Origin of the sequence: Bradyrhizobium sp. WYCCWR 12699, assembly GCF_032144035.1 — a bacterium.
Lineage (GTDB): Bacteria > Pseudomonadota > Alphaproteobacteria > Rhizobiales > Xanthobacteraceae > Bradyrhizobium.
The window spans coordinates 55,980-73,638 of record NZ_JAVTJN010000005.1; the positions used below are offsets into that span (position 1 = coordinate 55,980).

16 protein-coding genes are annotated in these 17,659 nt (G+C 63.9%); 11 read left to right on the plus strand and 5 right to left on the minus strand.

From position 1 onward, the window contains the following. The first annotated feature begins 52 nt into the window (after positions 1 to 52). Complete coding sequence (locus RPS27_RS05030; protein ID WP_212067767.1) at positions 53 to 1,267, plus strand: hypothetical protein; 1,215 nt, start codon at positions 53 to 55, stop codon at positions 1,265 to 1,267. 148 nt (positions 1,268 to 1,415) lie between these two features. Here the strand turns inward: RPS27_RS05030 and RPS27_RS05035 are convergent, their stop codons facing one another. Continuing rightward, positions 1,416 to 1,721, minus strand: coding sequence for a hypothetical protein (locus RPS27_RS05035; RefSeq protein ID WP_063203784.1), 306 nt, complete (start codon positions 1,719 to 1,721; stop codon positions 1,416 to 1,418). Positions 1,722 to 1,914: 193 nt separating this feature from the next. On the opposite strand from RPS27_RS05035, the gene RPS27_RS05040 reads away from it, so the two are divergent. From RPS27_RS05040 to RPS27_RS05060, 5 genes are all read left to right on the plus strand, one after another. Beyond that, positions 1,915 to 2,394 (plus strand): hypothetical protein, encoded by a 480-nt coding sequence (locus tag RPS27_RS05040; protein WP_212067768.1) that lies wholly within the window; start codon positions 1,915 to 1,917, stop codon positions 2,392 to 2,394. A gap of 194 nt (positions 2,395 to 2,588) precedes the next feature. After that, positions 2,589 to 3,536: a TAXI family TRAP transporter solute-binding subunit gene (locus RPS27_RS05045; RefSeq protein ID WP_194404640.1), complete on the plus strand. Its 948-nt coding sequence runs from the start codon at positions 2,589 to 2,591 to the stop codon at positions 3,534 to 3,536. A 184-nt stretch (positions 3,537 to 3,720) separates the two neighbouring features. Continuing rightward, positions 3,721 to 5,832, plus strand: a complete 2,112-nt coding sequence (locus RPS27_RS05050; RefSeq protein ID WP_212067769.1) for a TRAP transporter permease — start codon at positions 3,721 to 3,723, stop codon at positions 5,830 to 5,832. Beyond that, on the plus strand, positions 5,829 to 6,206 hold the full coding sequence (locus RPS27_RS05055) for a DUF1850 domain-containing protein (RefSeq protein WP_212067770.1): 378 nt from the start codon (positions 5,829 to 5,831) through the stop codon (positions 6,204 to 6,206). Before RPS27_RS05050 ends, RPS27_RS05055 begins: the two co-directional genes overlap by 4 nt. Positions 6,207 to 6,261: 55 nt before the next feature. Then, a complete protein-coding gene (locus RPS27_RS05060; RefSeq protein WP_091955767.1) occupies positions 6,262 to 7,068 on the plus strand; it encodes an SDR family NAD(P)-dependent oxidoreductase in 807 nt (268 codons plus the stop codon). A gap of 57 nt (positions 7,069 to 7,125) precedes the next feature. On the opposite strand, the gene RPS27_RS05065 is transcribed toward RPS27_RS05060, so the two are convergent. Beyond that, positions 7,126 to 7,896, minus strand: a complete 771-nt coding sequence (locus tag RPS27_RS05065) for a hypothetical protein (protein ID WP_211415732.1) — start codon at positions 7,894 to 7,896, stop codon at positions 7,126 to 7,128. A gap of 66 nt (positions 7,897 to 7,962) precedes the next feature. Beyond that, entirely contained in the window at positions 7,963 to 9,540 is a 1,578-nt protein-coding gene (locus RPS27_RS05070; RefSeq protein WP_212067771.1) for a cation:proton antiporter, read from the minus strand. 134 nt (positions 9,541 to 9,674) lie between these two features. Here RPS27_RS05070 and RPS27_RS05075 point away from each other — a divergent pair, with 134 nt between their 5' ends. The 3 genes from RPS27_RS05075 (at position 9,675) to RPS27_RS05085 (ending at position 14,273) form a co-directional block, all read left to right on the plus strand. Further along, on the plus strand, positions 9,675 to 10,439 hold the full coding sequence (locus RPS27_RS05075; protein WP_212067916.1) for a tetratricopeptide repeat protein: 765 nt from the start codon (positions 9,675 to 9,677) through the stop codon (positions 10,437 to 10,439). A 185-nt stretch (positions 10,440 to 10,624) separates the two neighbouring features. Further along, on the plus strand, positions 10,625 to 12,010 hold the full coding sequence (locus tag RPS27_RS05080) for a tetratricopeptide repeat protein (RefSeq protein WP_212067772.1): 1,386 nt from the start codon (positions 10,625 to 10,627) through the stop codon (positions 12,008 to 12,010). 352 nt (positions 12,011 to 12,362) lie between these two features. Next, positions 12,363 to 14,273 carry a propionyl-CoA synthetase gene (locus RPS27_RS05085; RefSeq protein WP_212067773.1) on the plus strand — a complete coding sequence of 637 codons (1,911 nt, stop codon included), beginning with the start codon at positions 12,363 to 12,365 and terminating at the stop codon, positions 14,271 to 14,273. Between the two features lie 205 nt (positions 14,274 to 14,478). On the opposite strand, the gene RPS27_RS05090 is transcribed toward RPS27_RS05085, so the two are convergent. Beyond that, a complete protein-coding gene (locus RPS27_RS05090) occupies positions 14,479 to 15,150 on the minus strand; it encodes a hypothetical protein (protein WP_212067774.1) in 672 nt (223 codons plus the stop codon). A gap of 211 nt (positions 15,151 to 15,361) precedes the next feature. Between RPS27_RS05090 and RPS27_RS05095 the strand changes: the two genes are divergently transcribed. Then, on the plus strand, positions 15,362 to 15,637 hold the full coding sequence (locus RPS27_RS05095) for a hypothetical protein (RefSeq protein ID WP_249132028.1): 276 nt from the start codon (positions 15,362 to 15,364) through the stop codon (positions 15,635 to 15,637). Positions 15,638 to 15,829: 192 nt separating this feature from the next. Next, a complete protein-coding gene (locus RPS27_RS05100) occupies positions 15,830 to 16,576 on the plus strand; it encodes an OmpW family protein (RefSeq protein WP_211415737.1) in 747 nt (248 codons plus the stop codon). Between the two features lie 130 nt (positions 16,577 to 16,706). Here the strand turns inward: RPS27_RS05100 and RPS27_RS05105 are convergent, their stop codons facing one another. Next, complete coding sequence (locus RPS27_RS05105; protein WP_194404631.1) at positions 16,707 to 17,402, minus strand: DUF1013 domain-containing protein; 696 nt, start codon at positions 17,400 to 17,402, stop codon at positions 16,707 to 16,709. Positions 17,403 to 17,659: the final 257 nt, after the last annotated feature.

A 17,659-nucleotide genomic window follows, 5' to 3' on the forward strand; every position in this document is an offset into this window, starting at 1 on the left:
GGTAAACGGCGCGTTAACGTGACGGTTACCGGATGCCTGCTAAGAGGGCGGCATGCATCGATCGATTCGAAACACATTGGCGCTGGTTCCACTCGCGCTTGTCCTGGTCACACCCATCGCACATGGCGGCGAGGCGGACGCGCTGCCGCCCGCCGTCCGCGACGCCAACGCCCAGCTGCTGTCGCAGTTTTTCGCGCAAGGTGGCGCTTCGCCCGCCGTGCTCGAATATCGCCGCAAGCTCGCGGAGTACCAGGCGGCGCGCGCGGCGTTCGACGCCGAGGCCGGCGCCTATTGGAGCCAGATCTCCGAGAAGCGCAAAGGCCGCAACGCCAAGCGGCGCAGCGGGCAGCAGGTGACGCTCGACGATTACGTGCTGGAGCATCCGCCGCTCTATAACGGGCCGAAGAAGCCGGTGAATCCGGAGCCGGAGGAAACGCCGGACCGGCCTGTCAAAAAGCCGATCCCCGTCGTCGCCGATTTCCTGCGCGCGGCGCAGGAGCTCTACCAGTTCATGCCGCAACGACCCACAAGCGAGGTCGAGTTCAAGCGCGCCTATGCGCGCTACGCGCTCGCCTCCGGGCTGACGCGCGAGCAGGCCGTGCGCGTTTATTCGTTCGAGACCGGCGGCACCGGCACTCACGACGTGCAGGCGGGAATCGAGCATGGCGGCAAGCGAGCGATCTCGACCGCGATGGGCTACAACCAGCTCCTGACCACCAACAGCGTCGAGCTGCTGGCCGAGCAGGGCCACGAACTCATTCGTGCGCTCTCCGACAAGGTGGCGCGGACATCAGGACCGGCGCGGCAGTCGCTCGAGCACAAGCTCGTCGTGCTGAAGAAGATGGTCGCGCATGCCAAGGCGGTGCCCGACACCTGGTCGGAGCATGAGAAGATCGGCAACACCGCGCAGGGCTGGGCCATGCATGCGATGGTGCTCGACATCGATGTCGGGCCGATGCTGCAGACCCACAAGCTGCTGACCTCGGTGCTGTTCGCCCGCGCCAAGGGCTACACCCGTCCGCTCACCGCCGCCGAGCTCGAGATGATGAACCTCACCGGCGACGGCACCGGGCTCGACATGGTGACGATGCCGCAGGCGATGCGCGAGCAGGTGCCGACCTCGAACTTCTTCCAGCGCGGCGGCTACGAGCGCAATCCGGTCGCGATCCGCCACAACACGGTGGCGAAGCTGCTCGCGGTGACGGACGATCGGATGGATGCGAACAGCAGCAAGCCCGGCGCAAGGGAATTGGCGGCGGCATTTTAGCAACCCGCTGCCGTAGCGACCTGCCGCAGGGTTGGGCAAAGCGAAGCGTGCCCACGCACCTTCTGCGATGGAGAGAGATGGTGGGCACGGCGCAAGGGCGCCTTTGCCCACACTACGACAGCTTCGTTTGCGGCGAGAGCCGCAGCCCTTACTGATCCGGGCCGAACTTGAACTTGCCGTCGCCTTCCAGATACGGGCCGCTGCGCATGTAGAGCTGGCCGTTGTGACCGATGAAGAACAGCGTGCCCTTCGGCACTTTCTTGGCGCCCTTCAGCAGTTCGCCGGCATTGCTGGTGCCCATCTTGTAGGAAAAGGTCTTGCCCTCCTTGTCATAGGCGTAGCCGGTGTCGGGCTTGAGCTCCCACGGCGTTGCCGGGGCTTGCGCCAATGCGGGCGCTGAAAAGGCGCCGAGTGCGACTGCGATTGCAAATGGCTTGATTGAAAATGCCGTCATTCCCATCCTCCCACGGTCGGGACATCCGGGCTTGAACAAATCACGAACGGTATGTCCGGGTCAATTTGCGAAAGCGCCGCAGCGCATCACGTCTTGCCCAGCAGTTTGTGATTTTCCCTTCGTCCCCTCGCGACTATGTTCCGCTTTCCGTCTAGAACGCAACTCGACAAAATTATTGGCAGGGATGATTCGGATGCGCCATGGGATTAAACTTTGCTGGGCTGCTGCATTGTCGTTGACGGCCCTGGTGCCGGCCGCCCGGGCCGATGACTACCAGCTCAGCCACAACCAGCGCATTTCGTGCAGCCGCGGCCTTGCCCCGGGCAAGCTGAACACGGCGACCTGCAAGTCCTACACCTATCTCTTCAACACCAAGACCTCGGAATATTTCCGCTGCCAGGTTTCGCTGGCGCTGACCCGCGACAACAAGGAAGTCATCAACGTCCAGACCGACGGCGGCTGCACCAAGAAGCCGCGCATTTTCGAGACCGACGGCAAGTATGATTTCGACGCGACCGAGACCGAGCCGCCGAACACCAATTCGTTCTTCGGTCCCGGCGGCTATTCGGTGTGGGCCGCCGACGTCGGCGCGCAGAAGATCCGCGGCTGCATCACCATCTCCTCCGGCCTCGGCTCCGACATCTCCAAGTGTCTGGACATGACGTTCCAGTGAGACCGGGATCGCGCGCCCGAATCTGACGCGTTCGGGCCGCGCAGCGGCCGCTGCGCCATGTCGCCGCACCCGCCGGTTCCCGAAAAATCGAGCCGGATCGGCCATTTACCGCAGCCCAGCTTTATCTTTTGGATGGGTTGACCCGCTCGCGTCATCCGGCCAATTTCGCGGCCGGTTTGGGGAGAACAACAACCATGAAACGGACCATTTTCGGCGCGGCCGCGGCTCTTGCTCTGGCGGCGTCGGCACCTTGCGCGCAGGCGCAATCCTTCATCAACGTGCTGACCGGCGGCACTTCCGGCGTCTATTATCCGCTCGGGGTCGCGATCGGAAAGATCTACGGCGACAAGATCCCGAACGTGAAGACGCAGGTGCAGGCCACCAAGGCGTCGGTCGAGAATCTGATCCTGCTGCAGCAGGGCCGCGGCGAGCTGGCGTTCACGCTAGGCGATTCGCTGAAGGCGGCCTGGGACGGTGAGGAGGAAGCGGGCTTCAAGACCAAGCTCGACAAGCTGCGCACCATCGGCGCGATCTATCCGAACTACATCCAGATCGTCGCGACCACCGAGTCCGGCATCAAGACGCTGGCCGACCTCAAGGGCAAGAGCCTCTCTGTCGGCGCGCCGAAGTCCGGCACCGAGCTGAATTCGCGCGCCATCCTGTCCGCGGCCGGCATGAGCTACAAGGATCTCGGCAAGGTCGAGTATCTGCCGTTCGCCGAATCCGTCGACCTCATGAAGAACCGGCAGCTCAACGCGACGCTGCAATCGGCCGGCCTTGGCGTCGCCTCGCTGAAGGACCTGTCGACCTCGAGCCCGATCACGGTGGTGTCGGTGCCGAAGGAGACGGTCGACAAGATCGGCCCGCCCTTCGTCTCCGCGATCATTCCGGCCAACACCTATGCCGGCCAGGACAAGGACGTGCCGACGGCGGCCGTGATCAACTATCTCGTCACGAGCTCCGCCGTGTCGGACGATCTCGCCTATCAGATGACCAAGCTGGTCTACGAGTCGCTGCCGGAACTCGTGAACGCGCATGCCGCCGGCAAGGAGATCAAGCTCGAGACCGCCGCCAGCGGCAGCCCGGTTCCGCTGCACCCCGGCGCGATCCGCTATTACAAGGAAAAAGGGCTGATCAAGTAATCAGCCTCATCCGCCGACGTCATGCCCGGGGCAAAAGCGCGAAGCGCGTCTTCGCGCAGATGTCCCGGGCATCCATGTTCTTAGCGGCACCGTAAGCCGTGGATGGCCGGGAAAAGCCCGGCCATGACGTATGCGGCAGCAGTGCCGGTGCTATTATCGCCCTCACGGGCTAAGGACGATTTAGATGCTGGAAAAGGCAGAGGCCACCCAGGCCCCCATCAAGGTCGAGTTCGACAATTTCGAGCACGGTTTCCCCGAAGGGTTCGGCCCGGGCTGGTGGGGCGCGCTCGCTTATTGGATCGGCATCGCCTTCGCCACCTTCCAGCTCTATGTCGCCGCCTTCAACTATCTGCCGAGCCAGGTGGTGCGCGGCGTCCATGTCGGCTTCCTGGTTCTCCTCACTTTCGGCCTGATCGCCAATTTCACCGCGAAGAGCAATGCCGGCCGCGCGCTCGGCTGGGTGATCGGCGGCGCGGGCTTCCTCTGCGGGCTCTACCAGTGGATTTTCTATGCCGACCTGATCGCGCGCGACGGCGATCCGACCCGGCTCGATCTCGTGGTCGGCACGTTGCTGGCGGTTTTGATCTTCGAAGGCACGCGGCGCCTGATGGGCGCGGCGCTGCCATTGATGTGCGGCGCGTGCCTCGTCTACTGGTTCTTCGGCCAATATCTGCCGTCGCCGCTCAACCATCGCGGCTACGATTTCGACCAGATCATCACGCATCTGTCGTTCGGCACCGAAGGCTTCTACGGCGTGCCGATCTACGTCTCGGCGACCTACATCTTCCTGTTCATCCTGTTCGGCTCGTTCCTGGAGCGCGCCGGCATGATCCAGCTCTTCACCGATGTTTCGCTTGGGCTGTTTGGCAGGACCCGCGGCGGCCCCGCCAAAGTCGCGGTGTTCGCTTCGGGCATGATGGGCACGATCTCGGGCTCCGGCGTCGCCAACGTCGTCACCGTCGGCCAGTTCACCATTCCGCTGATGATCAGGTTCGGCTATCGCCGCGCGTTCGCCGCCGGCGTCGAGGCGACGGCCTCGATGGGCGGGCAGATCATGCCGCCGGTGATGGGCGCGGTCGCCTTCATCATGGCCGAAACGCTCGGCGTGCAATATTCGGAGATCGTCAAGGCGGCGGCGATCCCCGCGATCCTCTATTTCGCCTCGGCCTTCTGGATGGTGCATCTGGAGGCCGGCAAGCACGGCCTCGTCGGCATGAAGCGCTCGGAGATCCCGAGCGCGTGGAGGGCGCTGGTGACGCGCTGGTACCTCGTGCTGCCGTTGGCCGCGCTGGTCTACATGCTGTTCGAGGGCTTCACGCCGCTTTATGCCGGCAGCATGGGCCTTGCGCTCACGGTGGCGCTTATCCTCGGCACCGCCATCACGACGGGCGCCTCCTCCAATGCGATCCGCATCATCTTCTGGGTCGGCCTTGCGCTCGTCGTCGCTGCGCTGTCGCGTGACGGTCTCAAGATCGTGCCGGTCGCAAGCGTCGTCGTCGGGTTGATCCTGATCGCTGCCTTCGTACGCGGCGGGTTCAAGGCGTTGCGCGAGTGCCGCGATGCGCTCGCCGAGAGCGCCAAATCCGCCATCACCGTCGGCATGGCCTGCGCCATCGTCGGTGTCATCATCGGCATGATGTCGCAGACCGGCGTCGGCACCATCTTCGGCGGCTGGGTGATCGGGCTCGGCGAAAAGAGCCTGTTCCTGGCGCTGATCATGACCATGCTGCTGTCGATCCTGCTCGGCACCGGCATTCCGACCATCCCGACCTACATCATCACCGCTGCGCTGGCCGCGCCGGCGCTTGCCAAGCTCGGCGTGCCCCTGATCGCGAGCCACATGTTCGCGTTCTACTACGGCATCATGGCCGACCTCTCGCCGCCGGTGGCGCTGGCCGCGCTCGCGGCGGCGCCGATCGCCAAGGAGAACCCGGACAAGATCGGCTGGGAGGCGATGCGCATCGCGCTCGCCGGCTACGTCATCCCCTTCATCTTCGTCTATTCGCCCGCCTTGATGCTGCAGGCCGGCGATCCCATGGCGGCCAAGCTCGGCTTCTACGGCGCGGTGGCACTGGCGAGCGTGAAGGCGCTGGTGGCGATCGCCCTGTTCGGGATGGTCGCGATCGGCTTCTTGTTCACACGGTTGACGCTGATCGAGCGCCTGGTCGCGCTAGGTGCCGCGTTCTGCCTGCTCGGCGAATTTGCGTTCAGCGACACCGCCGGATTCGTGCTCGCCGCGGCGCTCGTGCTGTGGCAGTGGCGGCAGCGTCCGCCGGCGCCGGTCGAGGCGGTGTGAGCCTCTGCTTCGCCACGGCTTTCGGCGTGAAGGCGCTGACGTTGTCCGCCTTCACGCTGGTCTGGACGCATTCGATCGCCAAGATCGACTGGCAGGAGGATTGGCGCGTCACGCCCGCCGGTCTCGAATTGGTGCAGGCCCGCGTCAAGGGCACCGGCCCCGGCATGGAGCCGCCGCCGGAGGCACGGCTGGTCGACGGCTGGTTTCAGTGGCAGCCGAAGCGGGCACCGATGCAAGAGGTGGTGCTCGGCAATTCCGGCGCGGCGGGCGAATGGCGGTTGTGCCATGACGGACAGTGTCGGACGCTGTCGGAGATTGTCGGACATCCCATTGGTGCTAACGTGACGACGATGAAGGTGTGCGACGATCCGTAGCCCGGATTACGCCTCGCTTCATCCGGGCTACAAGAACAACAACAAGGAGACACAAATGGATCGGCTCAAGGGCAAGGTTGCGATGGTGGTGGGGGCCGGCTCGATCGGGCCCGGCTGGGGCAATGGCAAGGCAACCGCGGTGACCTTTGCGCGCGAGGGCGCGCAGGTGTTTTGCGTCGACCGCAACGGCGCTGCGGCCGAGGAGACGGCGAAGATCATCACTGGCGAGGGCGGCAAGGCGACGGCCTTCACGGCCGATGTGTCGCGGGCGAGCGAGATCGAGGCGATGGTGGCGGCGTGCCTGAAGGCCTATGGCCGCATCGACGTGCTCGACAACAATGTCGGCATCGCCGAGATGGGCAGCGTGGTCGAGGTGACCGAAGAAAGCTGGGACCGCGTCTTCAGCGTCAACCTCAAGAGCGCCTATTTCGCCATGAAGCATGTCATCCCCGTCATGGTGAAGCAGGGCGGCGGCTCGATCATCAATATCTCCTCGATCGCCTCGATCCGTCACATGGGCATCTCCTACGTCACCTACGGCACCTCCAAGGCGGCCATGAACCAGATGACCCGCACCACGGCGATCGAGTTCGCGCGCCATCATGTGCGCGTCAACGCGATCCTGCCCGGCCTGATGAAGACGCCGATGGTCGAGCATTCCGCAGGCCTTGCCGCCAGCTACGCCAAGGGCGATGTCGAGGCGATGTGGCGCGCCCGCGATGCGCAAGTGCCGATGGGCCACATGGGCGATGCCTTCGACGTCGCCAACGCCGCGCTGTTCCTGGCGTCGGACGAGTCGAAATATGTGACGGGGATAGAGCTCGTGGTGGACGGCGGCATCACGTGCAAGGCGGGGGCGTAGGCGCCCACACTCTGCCGTCGTCCCGGCGGCCGCGCCGGTCCGGGACGACAGCGGTGATTACTGCGCCAGCGCCAGAATGCCGCCGGCAAACGAATGCCAGGCCGCGGTCTCGCTGATCGGCCAATTCAGCACCTTCACCGCCAGCAGCGCGAGCGTGCCGTAGATATAGACCGGATGCACGCGGCCTTCGGTTCGCCAGTCGCGCACCATGGCGACGACAAGCAGCAGCGAGGCGACGACGGCCGGCGCGATCGTCACCGGCACCGGCGGCGGGCCGGGCGGTCCCGGAGGCGCCAGGAAGGTCAGGAACCAGCGCGCGATCGCAGCGTCTAGGATCGAGACCGCGGCGAGCAACATCAGGCGCTTGTGAATCTCGGGCTTGCGCGTGTTCATGATCGCCAGCACGAACACGATTGCGAAGAACGCGATGCCGCTCATCGGCACGATCGAGAAGACGATGCCCGCTTCGCGCTGCCCGAGCGCGGCGGAATGCTGCATCACGTGCACGGAAGCGAGGAAGCCGAAGATGGTCATCGCAGTCGCGAGCGAGACACCGGCAATGCCGAGCGAACGGTGATTGACCACGCGGCCGGAGGCCGCGAGCCAGGTCTGCAACACGAAATAAAGCGACCAGGTGAAGAACAAGAATCCGTGAAAATGAATCACCGGGCTTGCGGAGAGCGTCCGGTGGGCGAGCGGGACCCAATAGGTCGGCGCAAAACCGAGAAAGGCGGTGGCGGCGCAGGCCAGGGCCATGTGCAGATAAAAATATCGTGCAGGCGACGCATCTCGCGCGCGTACACGACGGTCGTCGGTCAGGGTCGTCATCAGGAGTGAGTCTGGGAAAGAGTGGTTTGGTTCAATGCCGGCTGTTCCCCCTCCACTGTCGCTACCTCATCCCCCCGCGCTCAATTCTGCGCGATCGAGCTCTTCCTCGATCCGGTGGAAGGCATCGTCGCCGATCACCTCGGTGGCGCGGAGGTCGACGATCGATTTGCGCGCGGCTTCGATGGCGCGGCGGCGCAGGGGATCGGCGGGCAGTTCGCCATTGGCGATGCCGCCCTTGGGATCGCTCTCGGCCTGCATCAGGACGGCGCGATATTCGAGGCGCAGGATCTCCGCCTCCTCGGACGGATCGTTCTCGATCGCATCGAGCGCTGCGCGATAAGCGACGGCGCGTGCGTGCGCGACCTCGGTGCCGACGGGATCGTCATCCTTGAGGCCGAACGCCAGGATCAGCGGCCGCAGCGTCAGGCCTTGGATCACCAGCGATCCCAGCACCACCGCAAAGGCGATGAAGACGATGAAGTCGCGCTGGGGAAAATTCTCCGGCAGCGCGAACGCGGTCGCGAGCGTCACGAGGCCACGCATGCCGCACCAGGAGATGATGAGGCCGCCCTTGGGCGAGGCGACGGCCCTGGGGTCCTTCGGATGATAGATCCCCTGTGCGACCAGCACGCGCAAGGTGGTGCGGTAGAACGTCACCCAGAGCAGCCGGACCAGCACCACGGTGAGCAGGATCCAGGCCGCAGCCACGCAATATTCCCAGCGTACGCCCGCATCCAGCCGTGTCCAGATCGGCCGCATCTGCATGCCGATCAGCATGAAGGCGAGCACGTTGAGCACGAACACCATGGTCTCCCAGACCGCGTAAGACGGCACCCGCAGCCGCGCCGGCATGCGCATCCCCGCCGAGCGCGCCATCGTCATGGCATAGACCACGATGGTGAGGATGCCGGAGAGGCCGAGATGCTCGGCGGCGATCCAGACCATGAAGGTGGTGGCGAACTGCACGATGATGGCACTCGGCGCCTCCGTCACCCGCTCCAGGAACAGCGGAATGATGCGGCCTGCGAGCAGGCCGGCGACGACGCTGCCGACCAGGGCCAGCGCCATGGTCGGTGCAACCTGGCTCCACGTCAGATGCTCGGTGGCGACCGCTCCGACCGCAATGCGATAGATCAGCAGCGCACTGGCATCGTTGAGCAGGCTTTCGCCCTCCAGCACCTTCACCATGCGGTGGGGCAGCTTGACCTGGCTCAGGATCGCGACCGCGGCAGCCGCATCGGGTGGCGCCACGATCGCGCCGAGCGCAACCGCGGCGGCCCAGGGCATCTCGGGCATCAGCCGGTGCGCCACGACGGCGACGCCGGCCGTGGTCAGGCCGACCGCCGCGACGACCAGGGTCGAGACGGGAACCCAATTGTTGCGCAGATCGCGCAGCGAGGTGTCGAACGCGGCGTCGAGCAGGACCGGTGCGACAAAAAGGGCCAATGCCAGGTCGGGCTCCAGCGTCCAGGACGGGCTGGAGGGCACGAAGGCGATCAGCGCGCCGCCGATGGCGAGAAAGGTCGGGTAGGGGACCTTGATCCGCCGCGCCAGCGCCGATAAGGCAACGGCGCCGAGCAGCAGCACGATTATCCATTCGAATGTCGACACGATGATCCTCGAACTCGACGTGAGCGGCGCCACAAGCCAGCACCAATCGGGCCGTATGATGGATAGTACGGCCCCGAGGCAAGTCTTGATGGCAAGTTCTCAAAGGCAAGTCCAAAAAGGCAAGACGTAAGGCAAGACCGAAAGCAAGACTTCTGACCGCCATGAGCATGCGTTTTCGAAAACTCATCCAATCGTCAGGTGCATTGTTGCTTTGCGCGCTCCCGCTTGCCGGCGCGAAGGCTGCGACCGGCGGCGAGCCGGCTGCGGTGATCCAGGTCGATGTCGCATCGTGCCTCGCGGCGACCGCGGCCGACGACATGGAAAAGGCCGCCACGGCCTGTGCCGCCGTGATCGACAATGAGAAGACCGCGAAGGGGGATCTGATCAAGGCGCTGATCGCGCGCGGGGCGCTCTTTGCGCGGCACGATCAGGTCGACCGCGCCATCGCCGACGACAGCCGCGCTCTCCAGCTCGACCCCACGCTTGCCGACATCTTCAATGCGCGCGGCGAGCTCTGGCTCAAAAAGGGCGACAAGCCCAAGGCGGTGCAGGATTTCGGCGCGGCCCTGAAGATCGATCCGAACCACGAGAAGGCCAAGGCCAATCACAAGGCGATGGCGCGCGAGATCGAGCGGATCGGCGCGCAGATGGCCGTGGCCGGCAAGCCCAGTTTCAATTGCGCACGAGCGCGTCGCGCGGTGGAAAGAGCGATCTGCGGCAATCGCGAGCTCGCCGATCTCGACCGCGAGATCTACGGATCGCATGTGCGGGCGATCCGGGAGGCGCCCAATCCGGCGGCGGCGAAGAAGCTCCAGCGCGAGCAGGACGCGTTCATCGCCCGCCGCAACGCGGCGTATGGCCGGCCGGGGTACGATCTGAAGAAGGCGATGCAGGAGCGGGTGCAAGAGATCAACGGGGTGGACGGATATTGAGCGTCGTCGCCTTGTGAGAGTTCGTCATGCCCGGGCTTGTCCCGGGCATCCACGTTCTTTCCGTCCCGGGGGCTAGACGTGGATGGCCGGGACAAGCCCGGCCATGACGACGACAGCCCCGAATTGAACCCATCCCTTTCCCGCCGCGACAATGGTGAAAACCTGACGTCACGGAGTCCTCTGTCATGTGCGGCACGCATTTTTCCGCGCAAATCTCTTCGTTTACCAAGACATCGCTGCGCATCCTTCTCGCCGGCGCGGCCATGAGCCTTGCCCTTGCAAACCCAGCCTCCGCCGGCACCGATTGTGTGATGGGCAGCAAGGCCGCCCCGGCCGAGTTGATCCCGGCCTGCGCCGTCATCATCGACCAGGCGGCCAATCCCACGTCCGACCGTGCCGCGGCTTTGCTGGTTCGTGCCGATGCCCATGCCCGGACTTCGGGCGGCCTCACCCAGGCCTTGCGGGATATCGACCGCGCCATTGCGCTCGACGGCAAGAATGCAAAGGCCTGGCGCCTGCGCGGCGACTTGCTGCGCGAGGCCGGCGGCGATCTCAATCGCGCCGCAGCCGATCTCAGCAGGGCGATCGAGCTCGATCCTTCGGATGCGGAAGCTTACGGGCTGCGCGGCGTCGTCTACACCAATCAGCGCCGGCTCGACCGCGCGCTCGCCGATTACGACCAGGCGATCAAGCTGAAGCCGGATGACGCGCAGGCCTGGTCCGACCGCGGCGCGACCTATTATCTCGGCGGCGACAACGACAAGGCGATCAGGAATTTCGACGAGGCCCTGCGGCTCGATCCCAACCGGGCCCGCACCTATTCCAACCGCGGCGCGGCCTGGAAGAAGCTCGGCCAGTTCGACAAGTCGGTTGCCGACAATAGCGAGGCGATCAGGCTCGATCCGAAGCAGCCGGAATATTACGACAATCGCGGCCTCGCCTATGCCGCGATGGGCGAGTACGACAAGGCCATCGCCGATTACGACCAGGCAATCCGGCGCGAGCAGCGCGCGAACTTCCTGACCAATCGCGGCGATTCCTACCAGTTCAAGAGTGAGCTCGGCGCTGCCTTGAGCGACTATGATGCCGCGCTCAAGCTCGATCCGAACTTTGCGAAGACCTACAACAACCGCGCCGTGCTCTACAAGAAGATGGGGGAGCGCGCGAAGGCCCTGGCCGATTACGAGGCGGCCCTGCGGCTCGATCCCGCCAACGACAATGCCGCGAGCGGTCGCCGCACCATGATCGCCGAGATCGCCAAATTCGGCACCGAACCGCCGCGGGCGCTGAATGCGGCGTCCGGTAACGGTCCGTCCTTCGCATGCGCGACCGCCAGGCGCGAGGTCGAGAAGGTGATCTGCGCCGATCCCGACCTGGGCGTGCTCGATCGCCAGATCGCTGAGACCTACGCGCGCGTGCTGAAGACGGCGAGCAAGCGCTCGGCGAGCGACCTGCGCAAGACCCAGCGCGATTTCCTGACGACGCGCAACACGAGCTTCGGCCGCCCGGGCTATGACCTCAAGAAGGTCATGCAGGAACGCTTGCAGAAGCTGAATGCTATGGAGAGCTGAGCGGACCGAGGTCGCGCAGCTGGCTCGGTTACCTCTCCCGCTTGCGGGGGAGGTCGACGCGCTCGAAGAGCGCGGCGGGTGGGGGCTCCCTCCTCTTGGGGATTACCTACGAGGGCCTCGAGCAATCCCGACGCGGAAGCACACCCACCCCGGCCCTCCCCCGCAAGCGGGCGCACCGCCAATGCCGCGCGAACTCTACCTTCAGAAGACCCATCCTTTTCAGCTTGAACCGCGGCCCGTTCCCGGGAAAATAGCCCTCAAACAAGGCCGGCGATTGATCCTGGTCATGGCGGCACGCCCGCCCTGCCACGAGGCTCAAAGCCAGCCGAATAAAGGGAACGGGAGCGCGGGAATGAATATCCAGGGCAAGAGTCTCTATCACGAGGTCCATGCGCGCTCGCTCGCCGACCCCGAAGGCTTCTGGGCGGAGGCGGCCAAGGAGATCGACTGGATCGAGCCACCCAAGAAAATCTTCGATCCCAGCCAAGGAACCTACGGCCGCTGGTTCACCGGCGGTGTCGTCAATACCTGCTACAACGCGCTCGACCGCCATGTCGAAGGCGGCCGCGCCGGCCAGGTCGCGCTGATCCATGATTCGCCGTTGACGGGCAGCGTCGCCAAATTCACCTATGCCGAACTGCTGAACGAGGTGCAGGCGCTTGCCGCCATCATGCAGGATTTCGGCGTCGCCAAAGGCGATCGCGTCATCCTCTATATGCCGATGGTGCCGGAGGCCGTGGTCGCGATGCTCGCCTGCGCGCGGATCGGGGCGGTGCACTCCGTGGTGTTCGGCGGCTTTGCCGCGAAGGAGCTCGCCACCCGCATCGACGACGCGCAGCCGAAACTGATTCTGTCCGCAAGCTGCGGCATCGAGCCCGGCCGCATCGTGCAGTACAAGCCGCTACTCGACGAGGCGATCAAGCTGGCCGGCAGCAAGCCGAAAGCCTGCATCGTGCTGCAGCGTCCGCAGCTCACCTGCGATCTGGCGCCGGGACGGGACTATGATTGGGCGAGCCTGCGCCGCAAGGCGCTGAACGACGGCAAGAAGGCACCTTGCGTGCCTGTGGCCGCCACCGATCCGCTCTACATCCTCTACACCTCGGGCACCACGGGCATCCCCAAGGGCGTCGTGCGCGACAATGGCGGTCATCTCGTCGCGGTGAAATGGTCGATGTTCAACCTCTATGGCGTCAAGCCGGGCGAGGTGTGGTGGTGCGGCTCAGACATTGGCTGGGTGGTCGGCCACAGCTATATCGTCTATGGCCCGCTGCTGCATGGCGCGACCACGATCATGTACGAGGGCAAGCCGGTCGGCACGCCCGATGCCGGCGCATTCTGGCGCGTGATCTCCGAGCACAAGGCGGTCGCGTTCTTCACCGCGCCGACCGCGTTCCGCGCGATCCGGAAAGAGGACCCGGAAGGAAAATTCATCCGGCAATACGACCTCTCGAAGTTCCGCACGCTCTTCTTGGCCGGCGAGCGGGCCGATCCGCCGACGGTCGAATGGGCGGAGCAGCAGCTGAAGGTGCCGGTGATCGACCATTGGTGGCAGACCGAGACCGGCTGGTGCATCGCCGGAAACCCGGTCGGGCTCGGCATGCTGCCGGTGAAGCACGGCTCGCCGACGGTGCCGATGCCGGGCTACCAGGTCGACGTGGTCGACGAGGCGGCAAAGCCGGTGGGGCCCAACACCATGGGTTCGATCGTCATCAAGCTGCCGATGCCGCCGGGCTGCCTGCCGACGCTGTGGAATCAGGATGCGCGCTTCAAGGAAGCGTATTTGAGCGAATTCCCCGGCTATTACAAAACCTCGGATGCCGGCTACAAGGACGAGGACGGCTATGTCTTCGTCATGGGCCGCACCGACGACATCATCAACGTCGCCGGCCATCGGCTCTCCACCGGCGGCATGGAGGAGATTTTGGCCTCGCATCCCGACGTCGCCGAATGCGCCGTGCTCGGCGTCAAGGACGTGATCAAGGGCGAGGTGCCCTGCGGCTTCCTGGTGCTCAAGGCCGGCGTGAAGCGTGCCCCGGCCGAGATCGAGAAGGAGATCGTCGCGCTGGTGCGCGACAAGCTCGGCCCCGTCGCCGCCTTCAAGCTCGCGATCACCGTCGGCCGCCTGCCCAAGACGCGCTCCGGCAAGATTCTGCGCGGCACCATCAAGAAGATTGCCGACGGCGAATCCTGGACCATGCCGGCAACGATCGAGGATCCCAAGACGCTCGAGGAGATCGGGGACGCTCTGAAGGGGCGGGTGTGACGGCGCCCTCCATCGTTCCCCGAAAAGGGCAAGGGGTTTCTAGGGATCCTGCGAGCACCCCTGAACCGTGGATGACCCCGTACGTGACTGGCACTTCGTGCCGGCCATCGCATTGGTCGCCAAGACTAGAGCCGTGGCGACGCAGACAAACTGAAGAAAGTGAAGCGCAGTGAGCTTGAGCGGCATGATCATCGTCCTGTGATGACTATTGGAGGCATGCGGTCGCGGAATTGAAAAAGTTGATTTCATTGGGATTCGAAGCTGGGATGAAAGGCTTTGGAAGGTCTGCCTTTTCTGTGTCGGATTTCAGAACGCCAAATGCAGTGAATTGAACGCAATCTTGCCCAAGTGAAGCAAGTTCAGTTTCGCTCAATTGCTTTTCTAGATTGCTCTGGTTGGAGATCTTGTAAGGGCCCAGTACCAGATCGTACTGTCCCTGACTGGCTGCGGTTGCATCCTTTTTTCTCACCCCAACGTAAACCGCGTATTTGTTCTTTAGGGCCGGCGCAACATATAGCGAGGTATCCATCCGATCTTCCTCAAAGCCAAAAACGATTTTCTTTACTTCGGGCGAATACTCCCAATTCGTGAACCGAACTCGGGTGAGATCACTTTTCAAGATCGATTGGTTCAGAGCTGCCAACACGAGCGGTCCCTGTGAAAGGAAAAATTCCAGAAGCACGCCGGCGACCAGAAATGTTAGTGCGGCGCGGCGGAAATTGCCAATCGCTGCTAAGAAGAGGGGGCGTGGTTCTGCGGGATTGCCATCCTTGTTCTTGAGGGCTTGCTCATTTTTGAGCAGCTGGAATGAAAGCAGTAAAAAGGCAAGGCTTGCTCCAATCGCACCCAGCTTCACTAAGTCGAGTAAAATGTTCATAAGAAACCTCGTCGCAAAACCCTTGACGAAAAGCTCATATTTGCAGCTAAAGGTCGATTTTACAATCTGAGATTGATGTTCTTGCGTTGGGGGGAAAGAGTTTTGGGAGACCCCAAGTTTGACCGTTGGACATCCTTGCGGGAACAAGTAAATGCCTTGGTTTAGATGGACTTCAGTTACCCGGTCTGCTCGGAGATTGACTAACTTGCATATGATCGAGATGCCTGTGATCGTTGCGCGCTTTTTCGTGATTGCCCTGCTCGCCATCGCCCTTTCCGCCTGCTCCACGCGTCACCAGAATGCCGTGGCGGTGGGCGGTGACGATGACGATGCGGTCTGCCAGGGCCGCGGTTACGCGCAGGGCTCGCCGGAATACGTGGCCTGCCGCAAGGACCGCGACGTCCAGCGCAACGCCGCCACCACGCGCGCCGACCGCCGCCAGCGCGACCTCGGCGAATACATGCTGAACCATCCCGAACGGCCCTGACATGATGTGCGGCACTATCTTGCCGCGCAATGCATCCCGCCTTCGTGGCTTTCGTGACACATCTGCAACGCCATGGCCAAATCGTGGCGACCTTGGCCTGAATTGATCAAGGTCAAATCCTTCAGCGGTCCCTTTCTGCTCTGACGCTCATGTCGCGCAACGACGCGCGAGAGAAGGCTGAAGGGGATTGAAATGCAGAGAACGACAAGAAACCTGGCGCGGCTTGCGACGGTTGGCGCGATGCTCGCGGGCATGCTTGCAACGGTGCAAGCTGCCGATTTGCCGGTTTACAAGAAGGCACCGCCGCCGGTGGAAGCCTTCAATCCGTGGATGGTGCGCCTGCGCGTGCTCGGCGTGTTGCCGGACGCCGGCGGCTCGACCGTCAATGTGGCGGGCGTGCCCTCGCTGTCCTCGCCGAACTCCGGCCTGTCGATCAGCGACCAGGTCGTCCCCGAGCTCGACATCAGCTATTTCTTCACCAAGAACATCGCGGCCGAGCTGATCCTCGGCGTGACGCGGCACTCGATCACCGGCACCGGCTCGCTCGCGAGCCTGCCGATCGGAAAGACCACGCTGCTGCCGCCGACGCTGACGCTGCAATATCACTTCGATCAGTTCGGCGCGTTCAAGCCGTATATCGGCGCCGGCGTGAACTACACCGTGTTCTTCAACAACTCCGCGGCCAATGCGCCGGCCGCGATCGCCGGTCCGCCCGCGATCGTCGCCACCACCACCAACCTGCATGTCAGCAACGCCTGGGGCGGCGCCGTGCAGTTCGGCTTCGACTACATGATCGACCGGCACTGGGGTCTCAACGTCGACGTCAAGAAGCTCTGGCTGCGCCCGGATTACAGCGCGACCGTCTCGGGCCTGCCGGTCACTGGCACCGCCCACATCGATCCGTGGCTGGTCGGCGCGGGCGTGACGTATAAGTTCTGAGGGCGTTGCCGATAAAAGGTATCCAGCGGCAACAAGTTCTGCTGTCGCCCTCGCGAACGCGGGCAAAAACAAAAACGCGGCGGGTTTTCCCGCCGCGTTTGCGTTCGATAATGAGCGTAAGAGAGAGGAATTACTCCTCCTCTTCTTCCTGCTTCTTGCCGCCGAGCGTCTTCAGCTTGGCGAACACGGCATCGACGTTGAGGTCGTCGCTCGATCGCTCGGCCGGCTCGAACTCGTCCTTCTTCGTGGTCTCGGAGGCCGGCAGCAGAGTGGCGCCGCCATAGGCTGCGTCGATCGGCTTTTCCTTGGCTGCGCGCGCCACCTCGAAATCGAGCTCGATCTGCGAGCAGAGGCCGAGGGTGACGGGATCGATCGGGGTGAGCTGGGACGTGTTCCAGTGGGTGCGGTCGCGCACGCTGGCGATGGTGCTCTTGGTGGTGCCGACCAGGCGCATGATCTGGGCGTCCTTGAGCTCCGGATGGCTGCGCAGCAGCCAGAGGATGGCGCTCGGACGCTCGTGGCGGCGCGACACCGGGGTGTAGCGCGGGCCCTTGCGCTTGGGCTGCGGCGGCAGCACCACCTTGCTCTCCTGAAGGCGGAGCCGATAATCCGGGTTCCTCTCGCCCTTCTCGATCTCCTCGCGGGTGAGCTGGCCGTTGGAGAGGGGATCCATGCCCTTGATGCCCTGGGCCGCATCGCCGTCGGCGATCGCGCGCACCTCGAGGGGATGCATCTTGGTGAAATCGGCGACCTGGTCGAAGGTCAGCGCGGTGTTGTCGAGCAGCCAGACGGCGGTCGCCTTGGGCATCAGAGGTGCGTTGCTCATGGCAAATCTCCTTTGTGCTTCGCCCACCCCTCTGGAGGCGAAACCGGTGGTCATCAGCGATGACAGGGAATTCGCGCTATATAAGCCCGGAGGGGGTAGCCACGCAATGGTTCTGCTATAGATAGTGCCTTGACAGCGCCCGAAAGGGGGCCCAATTCCCTTAGAACTCGCGGTATAGTTCAAGCCGACCGTTTTAAGCCCATTCCATCCATCGACCGCCCCTGCCGGAAGGCGAAACGGGTGATTCGGTCCCGAGA

What these genes read in the sequence shown, in the direction of transcription:
- RPS27_RS05030 (WP_212067767.1), top strand. Translation starts at nt 53, where the DNA reads ATGCATCGATCGATTCGAAACACATTGGCGCTGGTTCCACTCGCGCTT.
- RPS27_RS05035 (WP_063203784.1), bottom strand. Translation starts at nt 1,721, where the DNA reads ATGACGGCATTTTCAATCAAGCCATTTGCAATCGCAGTCGCACTCGGC.
- RPS27_RS05040 (WP_212067768.1), top strand. Translation starts at nt 1,915, where the DNA reads ATGCGCCATGGGATTAAACTTTGCTGGGCTGCTGCATTGTCGTTGACG.
- RPS27_RS05045 (WP_194404640.1), top strand. Translation starts at nt 2,589, where the DNA reads ATGAAACGGACCATTTTCGGCGCGGCCGCGGCTCTTGCTCTGGCGGCG.
- RPS27_RS05050 (WP_212067769.1), top strand. Translation starts at nt 3,721, where the DNA reads ATGCTGGAAAAGGCAGAGGCCACCCAGGCCCCCATCAAGGTCGAGTTC.
- RPS27_RS05060 (WP_091955767.1), top strand. Translation starts at nt 6,262, where the DNA reads ATGGATCGGCTCAAGGGCAAGGTTGCGATGGTGGTGGGGGCCGGCTCG.
- RPS27_RS05065 (WP_211415732.1), bottom strand. Translation starts at nt 7,896, where the DNA reads ATGACGACCCTGACCGACGACCGTCGTGTACGCGCGCGAGATGCGTCG.
- RPS27_RS05075 (WP_212067916.1), top strand. Translation starts at nt 9,675, where the DNA reads ATGCGTTTTCGAAAACTCATCCAATCGTCAGGTGCATTGTTGCTTTGC.
- RPS27_RS05080 (WP_212067772.1), top strand. Translation starts at nt 10,625, where the DNA reads ATGTGCGGCACGCATTTTTCCGCGCAAATCTCTTCGTTTACCAAGACA.
- RPS27_RS05085 (WP_212067773.1), top strand. Translation starts at nt 12,363, where the DNA reads ATGAATATCCAGGGCAAGAGTCTCTATCACGAGGTCCATGCGCGCTCG.
- RPS27_RS05090 (WP_212067774.1), bottom strand. Translation starts at nt 15,150, where the DNA reads ATGAACATTTTACTCGACTTAGTGAAGCTGGGTGCGATTGGAGCAAGC.
- RPS27_RS05095 (WP_249132028.1), top strand. Translation starts at nt 15,362, where the DNA reads ATGATCGAGATGCCTGTGATCGTTGCGCGCTTTTTCGTGATTGCCCTG.
- RPS27_RS05100 (WP_211415737.1), top strand. Translation starts at nt 15,830, where the DNA reads ATGCAGAGAACGACAAGAAACCTGGCGCGGCTTGCGACGGTTGGCGCG.
- RPS27_RS05105 (WP_194404631.1), bottom strand. Translation starts at nt 17,402, where the DNA reads ATGAGCAACGCACCTCTGATGCCCAAGGCGACCGCCGTCTGGCTGCTC.